At 43.5% G+C, this 15,677-nt stretch carries 15 protein-coding genes; 7 read left to right on the plus strand and 8 right to left on the minus strand.

Features of this window, described 5'->3' with window-relative positions; translation table 11 throughout:
* Nucleotides 1-35 precede the first annotated feature (35 nt).
* From NF212_RS12765 to NF212_RS12795, 7 genes are all read right to left on the minus strand, one after another.
* Entirely contained in the window at nt 36-1,049 is a 1,014-nt protein-coding gene (locus tag NF212_RS12765; RefSeq protein WP_434356182.1) for a glycosyltransferase, read from the minus strand.
* Entirely contained in the window at nt 1,027-2,256 is a 1,230-nt protein-coding gene (locus tag NF212_RS12770) for an oligosaccharide flippase family protein (protein ID WP_434356184.1), read from the minus strand. The genes NF212_RS12765 and NF212_RS12770 overlap by 23 nt, the downstream gene beginning before the upstream one ends.
* A gap of 268 nt (nt 2,257-2,524) precedes the next feature.
* Nucleotides 2,525-3,649: a non-hydrolyzing UDP-N-acetylglucosamine 2-epimerase gene (gene wecB, locus NF212_RS12775; protein WP_434356186.1), complete on the minus strand. Its 1,125-nt coding sequence runs from the start codon at nt 3,647-3,649 to the stop codon at nt 2,525-2,527.
* 236 nt (nt 3,650-3,885) lie between these two features.
* Complete coding sequence (locus tag NF212_RS12780; RefSeq protein ID WP_434356188.1) at nt 3,886-6,039, minus strand: polysaccharide biosynthesis tyrosine autokinase; 2,154 nt, start codon at nt 6,037-6,039, stop codon at nt 3,886-3,888.
* Nucleotides 6,040-6,226: 187 nt separating this feature from the next.
* Nucleotides 6,227-6,655: a protein tyrosine phosphatase gene (locus tag NF212_RS12785; protein ID WP_434356190.1), complete on the minus strand. Its 429-nt coding sequence runs from the start codon at nt 6,653-6,655 to the stop codon at nt 6,227-6,229.
* A 138-nt stretch (nt 6,656-6,793) separates the two neighbouring features.
* Nucleotides 6,794-7,144, minus strand: a complete 351-nt coding sequence (locus NF212_RS12790) for a four helix bundle protein (RefSeq protein WP_434356192.1) — start codon at nt 7,142-7,144, stop codon at nt 6,794-6,796.
* Nucleotides 7,145-7,216: 72 nt separating this feature from the next.
* Complete coding sequence (locus NF212_RS12795; RefSeq protein WP_434356194.1) at nt 7,217-8,308, minus strand: polysaccharide export protein; 1,092 nt, start codon at nt 8,306-8,308, stop codon at nt 7,217-7,219.
* Between NF212_RS12795 and NF212_RS12800 the strand changes: the two genes are divergently transcribed.
* The 5 genes from NF212_RS12800 (at nt 8,307) to NF212_RS12820 (ending at nt 13,002) form a co-directional block, all read left to right on the plus strand.
* A complete protein-coding gene (locus NF212_RS12800; RefSeq protein ID WP_434356196.1) occupies nt 8,307-8,522 on the plus strand; it encodes a hypothetical protein in 216 nt (71 codons plus the stop codon). The genes NF212_RS12795 and NF212_RS12800 overlap by 2 nt on opposite strands.
* A 461-nt stretch (nt 8,523-8,983) precedes the next feature.
* Nucleotides 8,984-9,289: a hypothetical protein gene (locus NF212_RS12805; protein WP_434356198.1), complete on the plus strand. Its 306-nt coding sequence runs from the start codon at nt 8,984-8,986 to the stop codon at nt 9,287-9,289.
* A 77-nt stretch (nt 9,290-9,366) separates the two neighbouring features.
* The gene (locus NF212_RS12810) at nt 9,367-10,053 is read left to right on the plus strand and encodes a YjbF family lipoprotein (protein WP_434356200.1); all 687 of its coding nucleotides are present in this window, start codon (nt 9,367-9,369) and stop codon (nt 10,051-10,053) included.
* A gap of 10 nt (nt 10,054-10,063) precedes the next feature.
* The gene (locus NF212_RS12815) at nt 10,064-10,825 is read left to right on the plus strand and encodes a capsule biosynthesis GfcC family protein (RefSeq protein WP_434356202.1); all 762 of its coding nucleotides are present in this window, start codon (nt 10,064-10,066) and stop codon (nt 10,823-10,825) included.
* A complete protein-coding gene (locus tag NF212_RS12820; protein ID WP_434356204.1) occupies nt 10,822-13,002 on the plus strand; it encodes a YjbH domain-containing protein in 2,181 nt (726 codons plus the stop codon). The genes NF212_RS12815 and NF212_RS12820 overlap by 4 nt, the downstream gene beginning before the upstream one ends.
* 641 nt (nt 13,003-13,643) lie before the next feature.
* Here the strand turns inward: NF212_RS12820 and NF212_RS12825 are convergent.
* Nucleotides 13,644-14,243 (minus strand): Yip1 family protein, encoded by a 600-nt coding sequence (locus NF212_RS12825; RefSeq protein ID WP_434356206.1) that lies wholly within the window; start codon nt 14,241-14,243, stop codon nt 13,644-13,646.
* Between the two features lie 493 nt (nt 14,244-14,736).
* On the opposite strand from NF212_RS12825, the gene NF212_RS12830 reads away from it, so the two are divergent.
* Both NF212_RS12830 and NF212_RS12835 read left to right on the plus strand, forming a co-directional pair.
* Nucleotides 14,737-15,384 carry a S1 family peptidase gene (locus NF212_RS12830; RefSeq protein WP_434356208.1) on the plus strand — a complete coding sequence of 216 codons (648 nt, stop codon included), beginning with the start codon at nt 14,737-14,739 and terminating at the stop codon, nt 15,382-15,384.
* Nucleotides 15,357-15,641 carry a hypothetical protein gene (locus tag NF212_RS12835; RefSeq protein ID WP_434356210.1) on the plus strand — a complete coding sequence of 95 codons (285 nt, stop codon included), beginning with the start codon at nt 15,357-15,359 and terminating at the stop codon, nt 15,639-15,641. Before NF212_RS12830 ends, NF212_RS12835 begins: the two co-directional genes overlap by 28 nt.
* Nucleotides 15,642-15,677 lie beyond the last annotated feature (36 nt).

Raw genomic sequence — 15,677 nt, forward strand, 5'->3', positions numbered from 1 at the left:
ACTCTAAGGACCTTATTAGCTAGATAAAACAAAGCCTACATACAACTTCTATATATTTTCATTAACTCTTTAGTCACTGTTCGCCAGTGATACTTATCAATTCCGTGATGTTTATTCAATCCATCTTCAATAAACCTCGAGTAAGTCAACTCCATCTTTTCAGAAATGTCCTTTATATCATCAGGAGAAACATAACTAACATCGAAACCTGAAAAATATTCCCGTACTGGATTGGAGTCACCTACTATCAAGTAATTATCAAAATAGGCTGCTTCTAGATTTGAAATTCCAGGCGTTTCTACGTAACTAGGCAAAATATGAGCAAATGCATTTTTATAGTATGATTCAATTAGCACTCTATCTGAAGTAAATGGTATATGTATAACCGACCCATTAGATTTCTCGATTTCAATTTTGACATTAGATTCATAAATCTTATCTCCGCCTCTAAAGTCACCAATTAGAACCAATGGAAATTTTTTTTCTGAGAGGTTATATGCTTTTAACATATTTAGTGTGTTTTTTCTCCACTCAATAGCAGCAACACAAAGCATATAGCGGCTGACACCTAAAGAAATATCACCGTCTTTTTTGTAATTTAAAGTATCAAATCCATTGTGTATTACATGGCACTTATCTTCTATTTTCGGTCCAAATATTTTTCCTAACTGTTTTTCTTCTTCTTTAGAATTTGGTAGTAACTTATCACAAACTGTTAAACAGTTTTCTATGCTCTCTAAAGTTTTGTAGGTTTTACCAAAGATCTTCCGATATATTTGATGCTTAAAAACAGAGCTCTCTGGTAAATAAAAAACCGGAGAAAGGACTGTTTTCACTCCCTTTTGCTTGGCAGAAAGAGCATAATTTTCCGTACTCCTATCCACGCCTACAAAGTGTAAAATGTCGTATTTCTTTTTATTATCATAATGTTCAACAAATTCTATATCTAGTCCCATACTTTTGCAGTATTGCACATATTTTTCTGCTTGAACCTCAGCACCACCATAAGCTAAAAACCAAGGGTATTTACACATTACACCAATTTTCATTTTTACCTCTTAGAACTCTCTTGATCAAAAGTAACGACAATACACTTTCGCCTATCGCAATAGCTGTAATCACACCAACATCCTTAAATATATAGCCTAGGATTACCATCAAGACCAAGCTACATATTCCAGATATAAATAGGAATTCTTTGTAAGTACCCACCTTCCCATAAGACATTAAAATTTGTATTCCGAGGAAGTTATTTAGTATCCCGAAGAACAGCCATATGGACAATACTATCGCCACACTTATAACATAATCTTTGAATTCCCATCCCAACATATCAATTATAAACGGAGACAGCGTTAACAAAAATATCACAATGACCACATATATAAAAAGGGTTACTTTTGCTTTTTTAAATGTATAAGAACAAAGAGTATCAAAACCATCTTTAGCTTTTTCACAAGATATCGGATAAAGTGAGTTGCTGAATATACTGAATACTTTAGATGCTGTTTTAAAAACTCTGTCAATAATTGCGAACAGTCCTACACTTGCTTTTTCATCCGAAAAAATCCCAACAAAAAATAGTGAGGAAGAAGTTAAAATAGTCGAAAAAAGGGATGTTTGGAAGTAATCAATCGCTCCTATTGCATTATCCTTTATTGCAACTAGAGTAAAGTTGCTTTCATTTTTTTTAAAAAAATCAGTGAAATCCCTATACATAAAGTAGTTGAGCAATATAATTGGCAACATAAATTGCAAGGACAAACCTAGCACCAAATCAAATTCTGTATTAGAAAGAAAAATCAATGCTAACGACAATGCTTTCCCAGCAAGATTAGATAATACCACAATTATTAATTTTGACTGACCTTGAAAATACCAAATTGGTTGTAATGACTGCGATACTGTTCCTAATAATAGTATGAATACTATTATCTTAATAAAATCATGCATTAATAATACGAAAGCTATTGATAGAAAAATAAAAAACAGTATGAATCTAATCGACTGTATAGACATACAGTCGACATACAAATCCTTACTTTCAATTACTTTCTTTACACCGTATTGGTCCATTCCAAATAGAGCAATCACCAATATAAATTGACCTACGTTCTGCGTAAATGCAACATCACCGTAAAACTCCAATCCAAATCGAGTGATTATTATCGGTATAACTAACAGAGGAAAAATGTAATTCAATGACTGTATGAAAGTAAAGTTAAGTACATTTGACAATAAGTTGTGCTTTTTCATATCGGAAATCTTCGTATGCTTTCTTTAACAATCACTCGTCACGGATGATGATGAATTCGGCTTCGATGGTCTCTAAATTCATGGCTAGTCCTCAAAAGAGCAGCATAAGATCTCAGTCGACACGTCAGGTCAATTTTGCCCTCGAAATGGGTGGGCAACGTTCATGATCTTGCCCTGAATCTTGATGCGAACTAAAGAATTGGACTGAACATTCAGACCTTATAGTGTTCTTATTCAGCTAAAACAGATTTTGAACTAAATTGTATTTTTAAACCAACAGCGCCTCACATATCAGTTCTGACGATTTACCATCACCATATGGGTTGTGAGCAAAGCTCATCGCTTCATATGCCGATTGGTCGGTTAGTAACTCGTCCAAACTGCGCATTATAGTTTCAACATCCGTACCAACGAGTTTTACTGTTCCAGCTTCGACCGCTTCTGGGCGCTCTGTCGTATCACGCATTACCAATACTGGTTTTCCAAGCGAAGGCGCTTCTTCCTGAATTCCACCAGAGTCTGTCAGAATGATATTTGCTCGACTCATCAAGTAGACGAATTGCAAATACTGTTGAGATTCAATGAGATGAATATTTTTAAAACCGCTCAGAATACGATTTACCGGCTCGCGAACATTTGGATTGAGGTGCATTGGGTACAGTATTTGTACTTCAGGATGATTTTGTGCCGTTAAAGCTAACGCCTCGCAAATTCGCTCAAAACCGCCACCAAAACTTTCTCGGCGGTGCCCAGTTACCAAAATTAACTTTTTCTCTTTATCAAGGAATGGAAACTGTGTAGCCAGGGTAGCATTGAGATCGCTATCGTTTTCGATTTTGTCTTTGATCATCAAAAGTGCATCGATAACTGTGTTTCCTGTTACTGAAATCGCGTCTTCTGGATATCCTTCGTTAAGAAGGTTTTGTTTAGAAGTTTCAGTTGGTGCGAAATGGTATTTTGTTAGCGCACCCGTCAGTTTGCGGTTTGCTTCTTCTGGCCAAGGCGAATAGATATTACCCGTACGCAGACCTGCTTCAACATGGCCCACCGCAATTTGCTCGTAATACGCAGCTAGGCTCGCTGCAAAAGTTGTCGCTGTATCACCGTGCACCAACACCACATCTGGTTTAAATTCCTGCAAAACCGGTTTTAGGTTCAGAAGAATGGCGGTAGTGACATCATTGAGTGTTTGCCCTGCTTTCATCAGGTTCAAATCATAATCCGGTGTAATTTCGAAAAGTTCTAATACCTGATCGAGCATTTCCCGGTGCTGCGCTGTGACGCAGACTTTGGCATCAAAACGATCATCATTATTTAATGCATGAACCAAAGGGGCCATTTTGATGGCTTCCGGGCGGGTACCAAACACAGTGAGTACACGTTTTTTCGTCATTGTCCTAACCTTTATTGACAATAAAAATGCAATAAACAGCCAAGTGAAAAAATGAATTTTTTCACTTTCTAAGCTCTTTAATTTTGAGTTACATGAGACAGAAGCGTAAAGAAATGAGACAAAACAAAAGGCGCTCTTGAGCGCCTTAATGTTCTGTTTTTTAATGAATATTATTCTTATATTTTTCAGATAAACCAACAGGCTTGACTGTTGGCTTTAAATTGACTTTCTACAACTTATTTATAGCTGTAGTTGTAATAGCCATAATTTCCATAGCTACTACTTGCCTTACGCAATACTGCATTCAGAATAAAACCTTTTACCTCAACACCGCTTTGCTCAAATCGGTTGCGGGTTACTTCTATCTCTTTTACAGCATTTTGACCAAAACGGCCGACTAGTAGTGTCGTTCCCGCCATTGCACCCACAATAGCTGGGTCAGTTACTGCCAGAATTGGCGGTGTATCAATTACCACCAAATCATAGTTCTCTGATGCCCACTCCATTAACGCTTTCATACGTGGGTGCATTAAAAGTTCTGACGGGTTAGGTGGAATTTTACCACGGCTGATAAAGTCGAGATTTTCCAGCCCAGTTGGCTTAACTGCACTTTCTTTATCTAATTTCCCTGAAAGGATATCAGACAGACCATTATCCCACTGTTGACCGAATAAGCGCTGCATATAGCCTTTGCGCATGTCACCATCAATGATTAGTACACGTTGCCCACTTTTTGCAATTACCGCTGCCATATTGGCTGAGATAAACGACTTACCTATACCTGGGCTTGGGCCAGAAATCATCAGTATGTTATTTTTCGCTTCCATCATGGCAAAGTGCAGACTGGTACGCAGTCCACGTAGTGCCTCGATGGATAAGTCTGCTGGGTTTGCTTCCGCCAACAAGACATCTTTTAACAAAGGCTGTTTAAGACGCTTGGCTTTTTTGTCCAACTCAATTTGAAGGTCGGACATAGGTACACTTGCGTAAACAGGTAAGCCAATTGCTTCAATGTCTTCTGGGTTTTCAACCCCTCTGTGGAATGCGGCTTTTAACAGCGCAATACCAACGGTCATCATGCCACCCAGCAAAGTCGCCAGTACTACGATTAGAGGCTTCTTGGGTTTAACCGGTTTTGAATAGCTCTGTGCATGATCGATAATACGAACATTACCCACTGTACCGGCTTTTACAATTGCCAATTCCTGTACTTTATTTAGAAGTTGAATGTAAATCTGCTGGTTTACTTCAACGTCACGGGTTAATCGCAGTACTTCTCGCTGGGTTTTAGGAAGTTTTTGCGCCTGGGCATCCAGTCGCTTCTTTTCACCCAAGAGTGTTTGGCGTTTATCCAATAACGCAACATATGCCGGGTGTTCTTTGGTAAAGCGTTGGGCCAGTTCACTTTCTTTGAAAGTCAGTTCATTAAGCTGCTTCTCAAGTTGGATCATTGTGTCCAAGGTTGCTTTTGCTTCAAGGCCCAGATCAACAGAGTCATTAGCCTGTCGGAAGTGATTCAGCTTGTCTTCTGCGGTTGTCAGCGTAACTTTAATTTCTGGTAACTGCTTTCGAAGAAATTCCAAGCTCTTCTCTGCTTCAGCGGAATTACGCTCTACATTTTGTAGAAAGTAGTTCTCGGCGATGTCATTTAGAATTGCCACAATCTGATTACGGTTCTCACCCTGGTAAGTCAGTGCCAACATACCTGTCTGTTTTCCGCGCTCGCTGACAGACAGGTTTTGCTGAATGGACTGAATGGCATCCAACTCAGAACGCTTGCTGACGGTAAAGCTGTCACCCGCTTTACCTTTTAGGTCAGTAACAAATAAGCTGAATTCCCCATGTTGCGCCAGTGCTCCCGCTTTGCCCTTCAGTATCTCTTTACCTTCCTTGCTTTCCAGCAAATAAGTTCCTGCTTCCGGATTTTCAATGGTCAGGATAAAAACAGGCTGGTTGTAATAAGCAGGTACATTAAAACGGCTAATCGCAATATGGTCTTCCTCACCCATTAATCTGGCGAGACCTTTACCAACCACAGGGAAGTAATTTGGTGTAGCTACTGTTGTCAGGTTAAATTTTTCAACTGTTTTACCCAACACCATTCGGGATTTAATCAGTTCAATTTCAGTGGTTGCCGAGGACTCAGAAGCAAACAGCTCCCCCATATCCCCTACCAATGAAGAAATACCGCCGTTACTTTTCTGTTCTACCTGTATCAGCGCATCTGCCTTAAAAATTGGAGTTGCAAGCAGCGCATAGGCGACACCGATAAGTGCAAACAGGGTTGTTACCGCCAGAATCATCCAACGGTTATCCAATAAAATGCCAAACAGCTTACCGAGATCAATCTCGTCGTTGGCTGGGGAGGTTGAAGTTGTATTTATGGACATGAGGTTTGAGTTACTCGTCGGTCGACAATCTGGAAATTGGGTTAATTAGGAGCAAAGTTGCGAGAATTGAGTGGTGAGTGGTGAGATTCCCACACATTCGCACCCGAATGCTGTTGCTTTACTATCACACTACCGAAACTCTACATCTCGATACTCGTTACTCTTATCTCGCTACTTCTTCATCTTTTTAAATCTTCTTCGCCCATTCTTTTGCAGCTTGTTCGATTAGGTCGTAGGCGTAATCGAATGCTTCTTTGCTTTGGCGGTATGGGTCGGGGATATCTTTTTGTCCTATCCATTGACCGAACAACATGGTTTTACCGCGGGCTTCGGGGGCAATTTCTGTAATGGCCTGAATATGCTTTTTTTCCATTGCAAGGATAAGGTCATATTCCCGGCACAATTCGCTGGTTAGTTGCCGGGCTTCATGGCCTTCGAGGTTGATGCTGTGCTCGCCAGCGACCTGATTTGCCATCGCGTCAGCTGGTTTACCCACCAGCGCACCTACGCCGGCAGATTCAATGATTTTTTCCGGTTTCAGCGCCCTTAGCACTCTTTCACCGGTTGGCGAACGGCAAATGTTGCCGATGCAGACGATTAGTATTCGCTCAAACATAAAGACTTATATTCAAAATATTCGTGAGTGGTGAGTGGTGAGTGGTGAGTGGTGAGTGGTGAGAAATTTAGCAAGTTGAACTGATTTCACAACCATTCCGTTTGTCCCCATTACCCAACCACTCTTTATTCACTACTCTTATTTCAATTCTCGCTTTAGATGAGCAATCAGCCCACCCAGCATATTGCAAATTTCCAAAGCTTCAGCTTCGTAGCAACTGCATTTCTGCTGATCGAGATATCCAAAGCTACCTGCAAGTAGAATTTGAGTAGCGAGTTCTCCGCATGAACCTTTTGCAATATACAGAAATCTTATGAAGTCTTTCTTTGAGCCTCTTTCTGCACCCTCTGCAATGTTGGAAGGTACAGAAACAGCTGACCGGCATATTTGGTCTTTGAATCCCCAGTCTTTACAAGCTCTCATTTCATAATGCACTTGTTGTGCCAAACGAAAGCTTCTTTGCCAAGTATCTAACTGTTTATAACCCAAAGTTTTCTCTCTGCGTTTGCTTTCTCTCGCTACTCTAAACTCACTACTCGCTTCTATTTAGTCGCTTTGCGACTATGGCCACGTCCTTACCCTTAACACACCTTCAGACAATTCGTTGAAGCCTGTGATGGTTGGCAGAAGCTGGCGGATAATGCGGTTCCAGCGGCTGATAGGGGCGGCGGTGACGTAAACGACATCATAAGGTTTGAGTTCAAACTCGGTGCCCATAACCAGTGCGGTGGCGTCTTGCATGTTTAACTGGTAAATATTGGCCAGTTTGCTTTCTTTGTCTTTGTTGTTTTCAGCAATGTCTCCATTGCTGCGGATAACGAAAACACCGGTGGCATCTGCTTCGAGCTGGTTCAGGCCTCCAACGGTACTGAGAGCCTCGGTCAGGCTCATACCGGTGCGATCGATTTTAAGCATCTGTGGTTCTTTCACTTCCCCCATAACAAAGACTTTCTGAGAGTCATTGCGGGGAACATGGATAATGTCGCCATCTTTCAGCAAACGGTTTTGGGTCAGGTCACCTTTCTGAATCAGCGCATACAACGAAATATGTTGTTCCTTGCCGTTTCTCGTCAGGCTGACATTCTGCCAATCTGCATCTTTGGTAATGCCACCTGCGCGGTTTACAGCGTCAAGCAACGTCAGGGGGATATTTGTAATGGCCTGTGGACCCGGCTTGTCAATTTCACCCGATATGTAAGATTTTTGGGAACGGAAAGCGGCTACATTTACATCCACCTGAGGCTCTTCAATATATCGAGCAAGCTTTTTAGCAATGATGTCACGTACTTCGGTTACCGTTTTGCCTGCAACCGGTACTTGGCCAATATACGGATAGAAAATCGTGCCGTCTGCATGTACCCAGTTACCGGCTTCTGCAGAGCTGCGGTAAGAGCCGGCAGGGATTGTCAGCTCCGGGTGATCCCAAATGGTTACATTAAGTACATCACCCGATCCTATATGGTACTCATAGCCAGCCATTTCTTTCTCAAGCAGAGGATTAGACTGGGTCTTCGGTGTTTTTTGCTCTTGCTTGAGAGTTTGGACCAAGGTTGGAGTGAGTGGGTAGATATCAACTCTTTGCGAAAGGTTGTCGCTGCTTTCTTCTTCCCAAATTGCTTGTTTGTCGCCTGTTGGCAAATAAGACCCAGGCATGGTACAGCCTGCAAGTGATACCGTTAATACTACGGCGGCAATAGTACGTTTTGGCACGAGTTGTCCTGCTTTTGATAATTGTGGGTACTGGGTACTGGGTACTGGGTACTGGGTACTGGGTACTGGGTACTGGGTACTGGGTACTGGGTACTGGGTACTGGGTACTGGGTACTGGGTACTGCAGAATTTTGAGGGCAAATCCCTTTTTGTATAGCAATTCGCTTTTCTGCTTTTCCTAGGTTCTTCTCTTCCTTGAACCTGTATCTCTCTCCTCCAGGCACGCTACCGCCCAGAGGTTTCGCTCCCCAATTGCGTAATTATTCATCTTGTGGATGTTGAGCGCCGCATTTATTGGCTTTCCTGTTACCCATTCACCCATCGGTGACAAAATAACCAGACAGCTCAAAATACAGCCACGTGAACGTTTCTGGATATGAAATTCTGGCGCATGATACATGTCTCATTATTAAAAATGAAGAATGCAAATGTAGAATTAACAGGCTTATGAGGCAAATCAAGTTTCACTATTTAATGGTATGTAATTTCATCTGATGCGAACTATTATTCAATAAGTAGCATTTACTTTATAGGCAAGTGAAAGTAGCCTATATTGCTGTCTGCCTGAAATGGAAGACACACATCGATGTGATATTCGCGTTTAAACGGAGAATGTTTATGAAGAAAACTGCAATTGCAATGCTGGCCGCATTGGCAATGAGCGGTACCGCAATGGCGGCAGAAACAGCTGGTGGTACTGCCGCAAGTAGTGGTACAGCCTCTACTTCAGCTACCGCAGCGACTACTACCACTACTGCATCTACCGGTGCAGCTGCCGGTGGTGCTGCCGCTGCTGGTGCCGCTGCTGGTACTGTAACGGCGACCGCTGTAGCTGTAAGTGCTGCTATTGTAGCTGGTGTTGCAGTAGCCGCTGGCTCTGACAGCCCTTCAACAACAACATCAGTAACTGCACCTACCAGTTAAGTCTTTACTGTTAAGGGATTACGTCAACAGCCGCCATCGTGCGGTTGTTTTTTATCAACTAGCCATGTAGTTCTCCTATGTCCCTCATTTATCGCCAAATTCAGTCTTTTTTATTGCTTGTGGCACTCTTTATTCTCCCTGGTTGCAGCCAAACCTCCAGTGACCTCTCTGACTCCTTTTCTTTAGCGTTATTTGGAACAAAAGACATTGCGGTTCCGGCTGAACGGATCAAAACACTGCCTTACGCCAGCATATATGTGAGACAGGGAAGCGGCCCGCGGGTATTTATGGTTCTCGGTTGGGCAGAAGGGAGGGATAGTCGACGATCACCTCAGCTCAAGTGGCTATCAGCCGGAGAGGAAATGATTGTGACAGAGGCAGGCCGAATCGTAAAAACGGTCAATCTGGGAAATGGGAACCTAAGCGCTACATATGCTGAACAACCAGACCCACTGTCACTAGGGCTCCTTAAAAATACCACGCCTCTGACGTGGCAACACACATTGAATTGGCAACCTGGTTACCACTTTGGTTATAGCGCGATTTCAACATTTGAAAAAAAAGGCAACGAGTCGATCTTAATCAATGGTCATTCAACGGATCTTCTACGTTTTGACGAGCAGGTATTTATCCCCTCTCTTGACGTCACCTATACAAATTCATATTGGCTGAACCCCCAGAGCGGTGAGGTGGTTTCCAGTCAGCAGACCCCGGCTCCGGGCATGGATGTCATCAAAATGACCATTTTGAAACCTTTCGCCTGAGGATACATTGATGAGATTTGTTCTATTTATCGGTGCACTTTTGGTAAGCATCCACCAGCCAGCTTTCGCTGAATCAACATCAATCAGAGCATATTACCCTGACCAGTCGGAAAACGAGACGTATCACTTTGATAGCGCTCCGAGGCTATCTAAAGCAGTCGAACAGGTTCTGTCTGAGCAGGGACATGAAATTTCTGATATTTACTGGACCGGTGCTGCACTTTTTGACTTGAATCTGGGCTCTCCCGAAAAACAGGACGTTCTCCTGGCAATTAAGCATGCAACGAAAAATTCAAAAGAGAGCGAACGTGCAAGTTGGACTGAATTAGGTTCCATGGTCCAAAACATGCATTTCGCCCATCGCGTTTTCATTCCTTTAGATCCTGATCTGACCCGGATATCCCCTTCAGACAATCCGTTACTCACTGGCAACTGGCAGATTACACTTCCCACTGTACCTCACTCAATCACAGTGCTTGGCAATGTTTCTCATCCAGGGAAATACACCTGGCAACATAGAGCCAGTGCCTCATTTTATCTTGATGAGGCTGGAAGACTTCAACCCGACATATCAGATGTTTGGGTGATTCAGCCAGATGGCAACACCGATAAACACCCGGTTGCGTACTGGAATTTCCAGTTTAGTGAAGTTGCCCCCGGTGCAATTATCTATGTCCCATTCAAGCATACCGGTTCATTGTTCACTGTTGATACAAACAGTGTTGACGTGAATCTACTGATTGTTGATTTATTAAGGAACAAACTGCCGTGATTCCACAGAAAACTATTTTCCGACTCTCTGTTCTCAGCCTGGCAGTCATTTCTTCATTTTCATCCTTTGCTAAAGAGTTCAGTTACCCGGAGCTTGATTACTCACAAACAGACTTCGGCGGCGTTGGTCTAATCCAAATGCCCTCAGCCAGAATGAACAAAGAAGGTGATTTCCGCTTAGGTGTCACATCAAACAATGATTACATCCACTACACGGCTTCCCTGCAGCTTTTTCCTTGGTTGGAAGCAACCGTCCGCTATACACAGGTAGATGAACTGTTATACAGCGGCGATGACGGGTTTAGTGGCGATACCAAGTACACAGACAAGAGTATTGATGCCAAAATTCGCTTAATCGAAGAAAGTTACTGGTTGCCGCAAATTGCTGTAGGCCTGCGCGATATTGGCGGAACCGGCCTTTTTGACGGTGAATACATTGTCGCAAGTAAAAGGAATGGACCCTTTGACTTTACCCTTGGTGTAGGCTGGGGGTATCTGGGCAACAGGGGGAATTTGCACGGCGACAAATCTACTGTTGATTGTGGACGAGATACAACTTATGGCGGAAAAGGCGGCCAGATCGACGCAGGAAGGATGTTCTCCGGCTGTATGGCCATTTTTGGCGGTGTTGAATACCAGACGCCATTTGCTCCACTCCGCCTGAAGCTGGAATACGATGGTAACGATTATAAATCAGACTTTCCGGTAAGACGCGGTGACAGCAATATGTCACAAAGCACATCTTTTAATTTTGGCCTCATTTACCAATTAACTGACTGGGCAGACCTGCGTCTTAGCTACGAGCGAGGGAATACCTTCACTGCCGGCCTGACACTGGGTGCGGATATGGGCAGTATGGTACCCGTGTGGATAGACAGTGAAAGGCCTGCTTACCAACAGTCGGTTCCCGTTGATCACCTTTCTGAAGAGCAGTGGCAGGCTTTAAACAACCAGCTTGCAGAAAATGCCGGTTATCAGCAGGCTGAAATTTATTATGACAAGCAAACTATCACTGTTGTCGGTGAACAGAAAAAATACCGAGATCGGTCTGAAGCCCAGGAACGAGCGGCGCTTCTTATCGCCAACTCCGGCATAGATGCAAAGACCTACCGCATCATTGAAACGAAAGAACGTCAGCCCCTGACAGAAGCACGTATTGATTCAGGCAAGTTTGCTAAAGTTGCATCTAATGCATATCCAAATGCCACCCCGTCTGATGCAACGCTCTTCAGCGAGCCTGTCGAACCATTGCGGGGAAGAGTTTCAGACCATCGCAAGTATTGGAGTTTCGGCTTGTCTCCCGTTCTCCAACAATCCTTTGGTGGCTCGGAAGATTTTTATCTTTACGCGATTGGCGTAAATGCTGATGCATCGCTAAAGCTCGGTGACCATTTTGTTGCCTCTGGCACTCTTTATGGGAACCTTGTCGACAACTATGACAAGTTCAAATATACCGTTCCACCAGACGGCACCAATTTAAGGCGAGTACGGACGCTAACACGCCAATACTATGAGGAAACGCTAAGGGTAAGCAACTTGCAGCTTTCCTATTTCGACCGCTTTGGCAACAGCTTGTACTCTCAAGTCTATGCCGGTTATCTGGAAACTATGTTTGGTGGTGTGGGTGGCGAAGTTCTTTACAGGCCAATGGGCAGCAAATGGGCTATGGGCATTGATGCCAGTTATGTAAAACAGCGCGACCCTCATACTGCATTCGGTTTCTATAAAAACGGGCAACAGCCTGCTGAGGGCAATAACCGAGCTTTCAATGTTCAAACGGGTACAGTAACAGGCCACTTCTCTGTTTACTGGCAAAATCCGCTGGATCTCTTCGAAGGTACGCTGCTCAAAGTCAGTGCTGGGCGTTATCTTGCTGAAGACACGGGTGTTACTGTTGACGTATCCAAGCGATTCGATAGCGGTGTAATAGCTGGTGCATTCGCTACTAAAACGAACCTGTCAGCAGAAGAATTCGGGGAAGGCAGTTTTACTAAAGGCTTCTATATCTCGATTCCGTTCGATTTACTGACGGTCAAACCAAGTACCAGCAGAACAACGATCTCCTGGCTCCCTATTCAACGGGATGGAGGCCAAATGCTGAGCCGCAAATATTCTCTTTACGATATGACGGATGCAAGAAGCCCCTGGTATACAGAGCGGAACACTAACATACAGTAATGTGAATCCTCCCCTCTAAAAAAGTAAGGCACCTATACATCAGGTGCCTTACTTTTCAGCAGCTTTTTCCATTTTGAAAAATAAAGTCAATTGCCATGTAAAATCAATGTGATTGCGCTTCATTGTTTCAAACTTCCTGCGTGACAAGTCGCATAATAGTAGTGATTATTACAGTCCGGTATGGAAGAATACCCTCTCATGATAATAGGCCCAAACACTATAGAGAGGGCAAATAGGAATAGATCCCTCATGATCCGCGCTTATGCAAAATTTTCAAAGAACTCCCCTGCAGTTCATATCGTAATACTCGTTCTGCTATCTGTCGCTTTTGTTTTCAGCATCTACCAGTTACTGGCTAACAACGCTGTTTGGTTTGCGATTCCTTTGATCGGGTCTCTTCCCCTAATTTTGTTTTTCGGAAAAGCCTCAGATTACCGGAGAAAGTTTTTGCATGATTAAGACAGTGGTGAGTGGTGAGTGGTGAGTGGTGAGTGGTGAGTGGTGAAATTTATCCGCGATCTTCATTTTTATCAAGGGTATGGCTTAGCACTTTATTCAGCCATTAAAATCAAATTCACCATGTGAAAGTGACGACAGGCATTTAACTCGCCTCTCGCCACTCTGATTATCTTTCCCAAATCCTAATGCGTAAACGTTGGCCCTATACCTATATTCCATAGGATGACTGAGGAAGCGATGATAGCGACCAGCAGCACCAAACCGCACGTTACCACTGAACTGGCATAGATAAAGCCTCTCTCTTCTTCAATGTGCATCAGAATAGGTACACCGGTATACAACAGGTACACGGAATAGGCGATCGCCACCAACCCCACAAGCATGACAAACCATGGAACCGGGAACAAGGCGGCAACACCAGCCATGAACAGTGGTGTCGCTGTGTATGATGCCAATTCCAAACATTGGGTATAGGTAGGATCAGATCCGAAGGTTTTACTCATCCATTGCGTCAGGTATGCCAACGCACAAACACCTATTATCATCGCGACATACATACCAGCAGCCATAAACAGTGCACTGCTTCCAGTGATGAAGATGGGATCTCCCGCCCCTATCTGCCAACCTATATTAACGCTGCTGTAGTACGCACAGATTGGTGGGATCAGCGCTAGCAACAATGCATGCCCCATACTGTTAGGCAAGCCTTCATGCCTGATATCAATTTGCTTCCATTCTTGTTTTGGGTGGGTATATAGCCCAACTAAGTGACTTAAAATCATAGCATTTCCCCTTTATGTGCATCTAAAAAGGTGTAGCGAACAAACTTTAGCCACAAAAATAAGATGCATTGATGTCGTACAGTTTTGTCTCGCCCGACAAAAACAACATTCTATTAACACTTAGCTTGCTATCGCGTAATCGGCAAGTAGTCACAATGACTCTTTCGAAATGCAATGACAAAAGGACAGCTCTAACACAGTGAAAAGCCGCTCAAACAGGTCGGACAGATGAATTCCTAACGTTAAATAGCCAAAAATACAAACATTCCAGCAATTCAAAAACAGGGGATGTTACTGATACGAAAATCATCAATAACGCATTAATTTCAACAAGTAATAACTCGATCTTAATTTGCTGCGCATCACTTTCTTTTTTGAAATCCAGTGAAATTGTGCAGCTTATTAATTACTACCTATACTGAATTTGAGACATATGACGCATATTTGATTTAACCGCCAGCTTTTCCTCAGATGTTCGCAGAAGGATGCATGAATGCTGATCAAAGTTCAAATTCTGAAAACACGCTTATTATCAGTTATTGCCGCCACACTCCTTATCAGTGCTTGTACGATGTCAAACGGCAAAACCTACGTGGCAGAGAACCCTCCTTCTATCGACTTTGAATTTATGGGTGTTCCTCTTCTCTATATGGGTATGGGGTCAAGCGTACCTATCACAGAAAATCTCAGCCTCACAGCGGCTCACGTGGCTAAATCCAACTATGCCAAAGTGGTGAGTTATCATCCCGAGTGTGATATCGCATTAATAGAATCAGATAATGCAGGGAAGAAATTACCCAACCTTGGCCTTATTTACCCCGGCCAAAAAGTAAGCATGTATGGGATGGATGGCAACGACCAGGTTCTGGTTGGCACTGGCATTTACCATCTGGACCTTAACTTTGTTGACAACAAATATTTTGAGGTATGCCCCGGAAGTGTCGCCGATGCTCCTATTCGTCAAGGCATGAGCGGAGGGGGGGCATACAATGATAAAGGTGAACTGGTAGGTATTATCGCTGCCATGGCCGGCAGCGACACCCGCCTCCTGAACGGAGAGCCCCTAGAGCTCGAACGTCTCAGTATTTTTGTGTCGATAAACTACGTAAGACCTTGGTTAGAGGGGTATTTGGGGGAATAAGGTACTGGGTACTGGGTACTGGGTACTGGGTACTGGGTACTGGGTACTGGGTACTGGGTACTGGGTACTGGGTACTGGGTACTGGGTACTGGGTACTGGGTACTGGGTACTGGGTACTGGGTACTGGGTACTGGGTACTGGGTACTGGGTACTGGGTACTGGGTACTGGGTACTGGGTACTGCAAGATTGTGGCTTGGTTACAACTCAGTGCAAGCGCCAGTGTCTCGTTTCCCAGGACCCAGGACCTAGGTTCTAGGTTCTAGGTTCTAGGCTCTAGGACCCGCAACTATTT

The sequence above is a fragment of the Parasalinivibrio latis genome, from assembly GCF_036825535.1.
GTDB classification, from domain to species: domain Bacteria; phylum Pseudomonadota; class Gammaproteobacteria; order Enterobacterales; family Vibrionaceae; genus Parasalinivibrio; species Parasalinivibrio latis.

Coding starts and splice junctions, on each gene's coding strand:
- NF212_RS12765 (WP_434356182.1), bottom strand. CDS start 1,049: ATGAAAATTGGTGTAATGTGTAAATACCCTTGGTTTTTAGCTTATGGT.
- NF212_RS12770 (WP_434356184.1), bottom strand. CDS start 2,256: ATGAAAAAGCACAACTTATTGTCAAATGTACTTAACTTTACTTTCATA.
- wecB (WP_434356186.1), bottom strand. CDS start 3,649: ATGACGAAAAAACGTGTACTCACTGTGTTTGGTACCCGCCCGGAAGCC.
- NF212_RS12780 (WP_434356188.1), bottom strand. CDS start 6,039: ATGTCCATAAATACAACTTCAACCTCCCCAGCCAACGACGAGATTGAT.
- NF212_RS12785 (WP_434356190.1), bottom strand. CDS start 6,655: ATGTTTGAGCGAATACTAATCGTCTGCATCGGCAACATTTGCCGTTCG.
- NF212_RS12800 (WP_434356196.1), top strand. CDS start 8,307: ATGGTACAGCCTGCAAGTGATACCGTTAATACTACGGCGGCAATAGTA.
- NF212_RS12795 (WP_434356194.1), bottom strand. CDS start 8,308: ATGCCTGGGTCTTATTTGCCAACAGGCGACAAACAAGCAATTTGGGAA.
- NF212_RS12805 (WP_434356198.1), top strand. CDS start 8,984: ATGAAGAAAACTGCAATTGCAATGCTGGCCGCATTGGCAATGAGCGGT.
- NF212_RS12810 (WP_434356200.1), top strand. CDS start 9,367: ATGTCCCTCATTTATCGCCAAATTCAGTCTTTTTTATTGCTTGTGGCA.
- NF212_RS12815 (WP_434356202.1), top strand. CDS start 10,064: ATGAGATTTGTTCTATTTATCGGTGCACTTTTGGTAAGCATCCACCAG.
- NF212_RS12825 (WP_434356206.1), bottom strand. CDS start 14,243: ATGATTTTAAGTCACTTAGTTGGGCTATATACCCACCCAAAACAAGAA.
- NF212_RS12830 (WP_434356208.1), top strand. CDS start 14,737: ATGCTGATCAAAGTTCAAATTCTGAAAACACGCTTATTATCAGTTATT.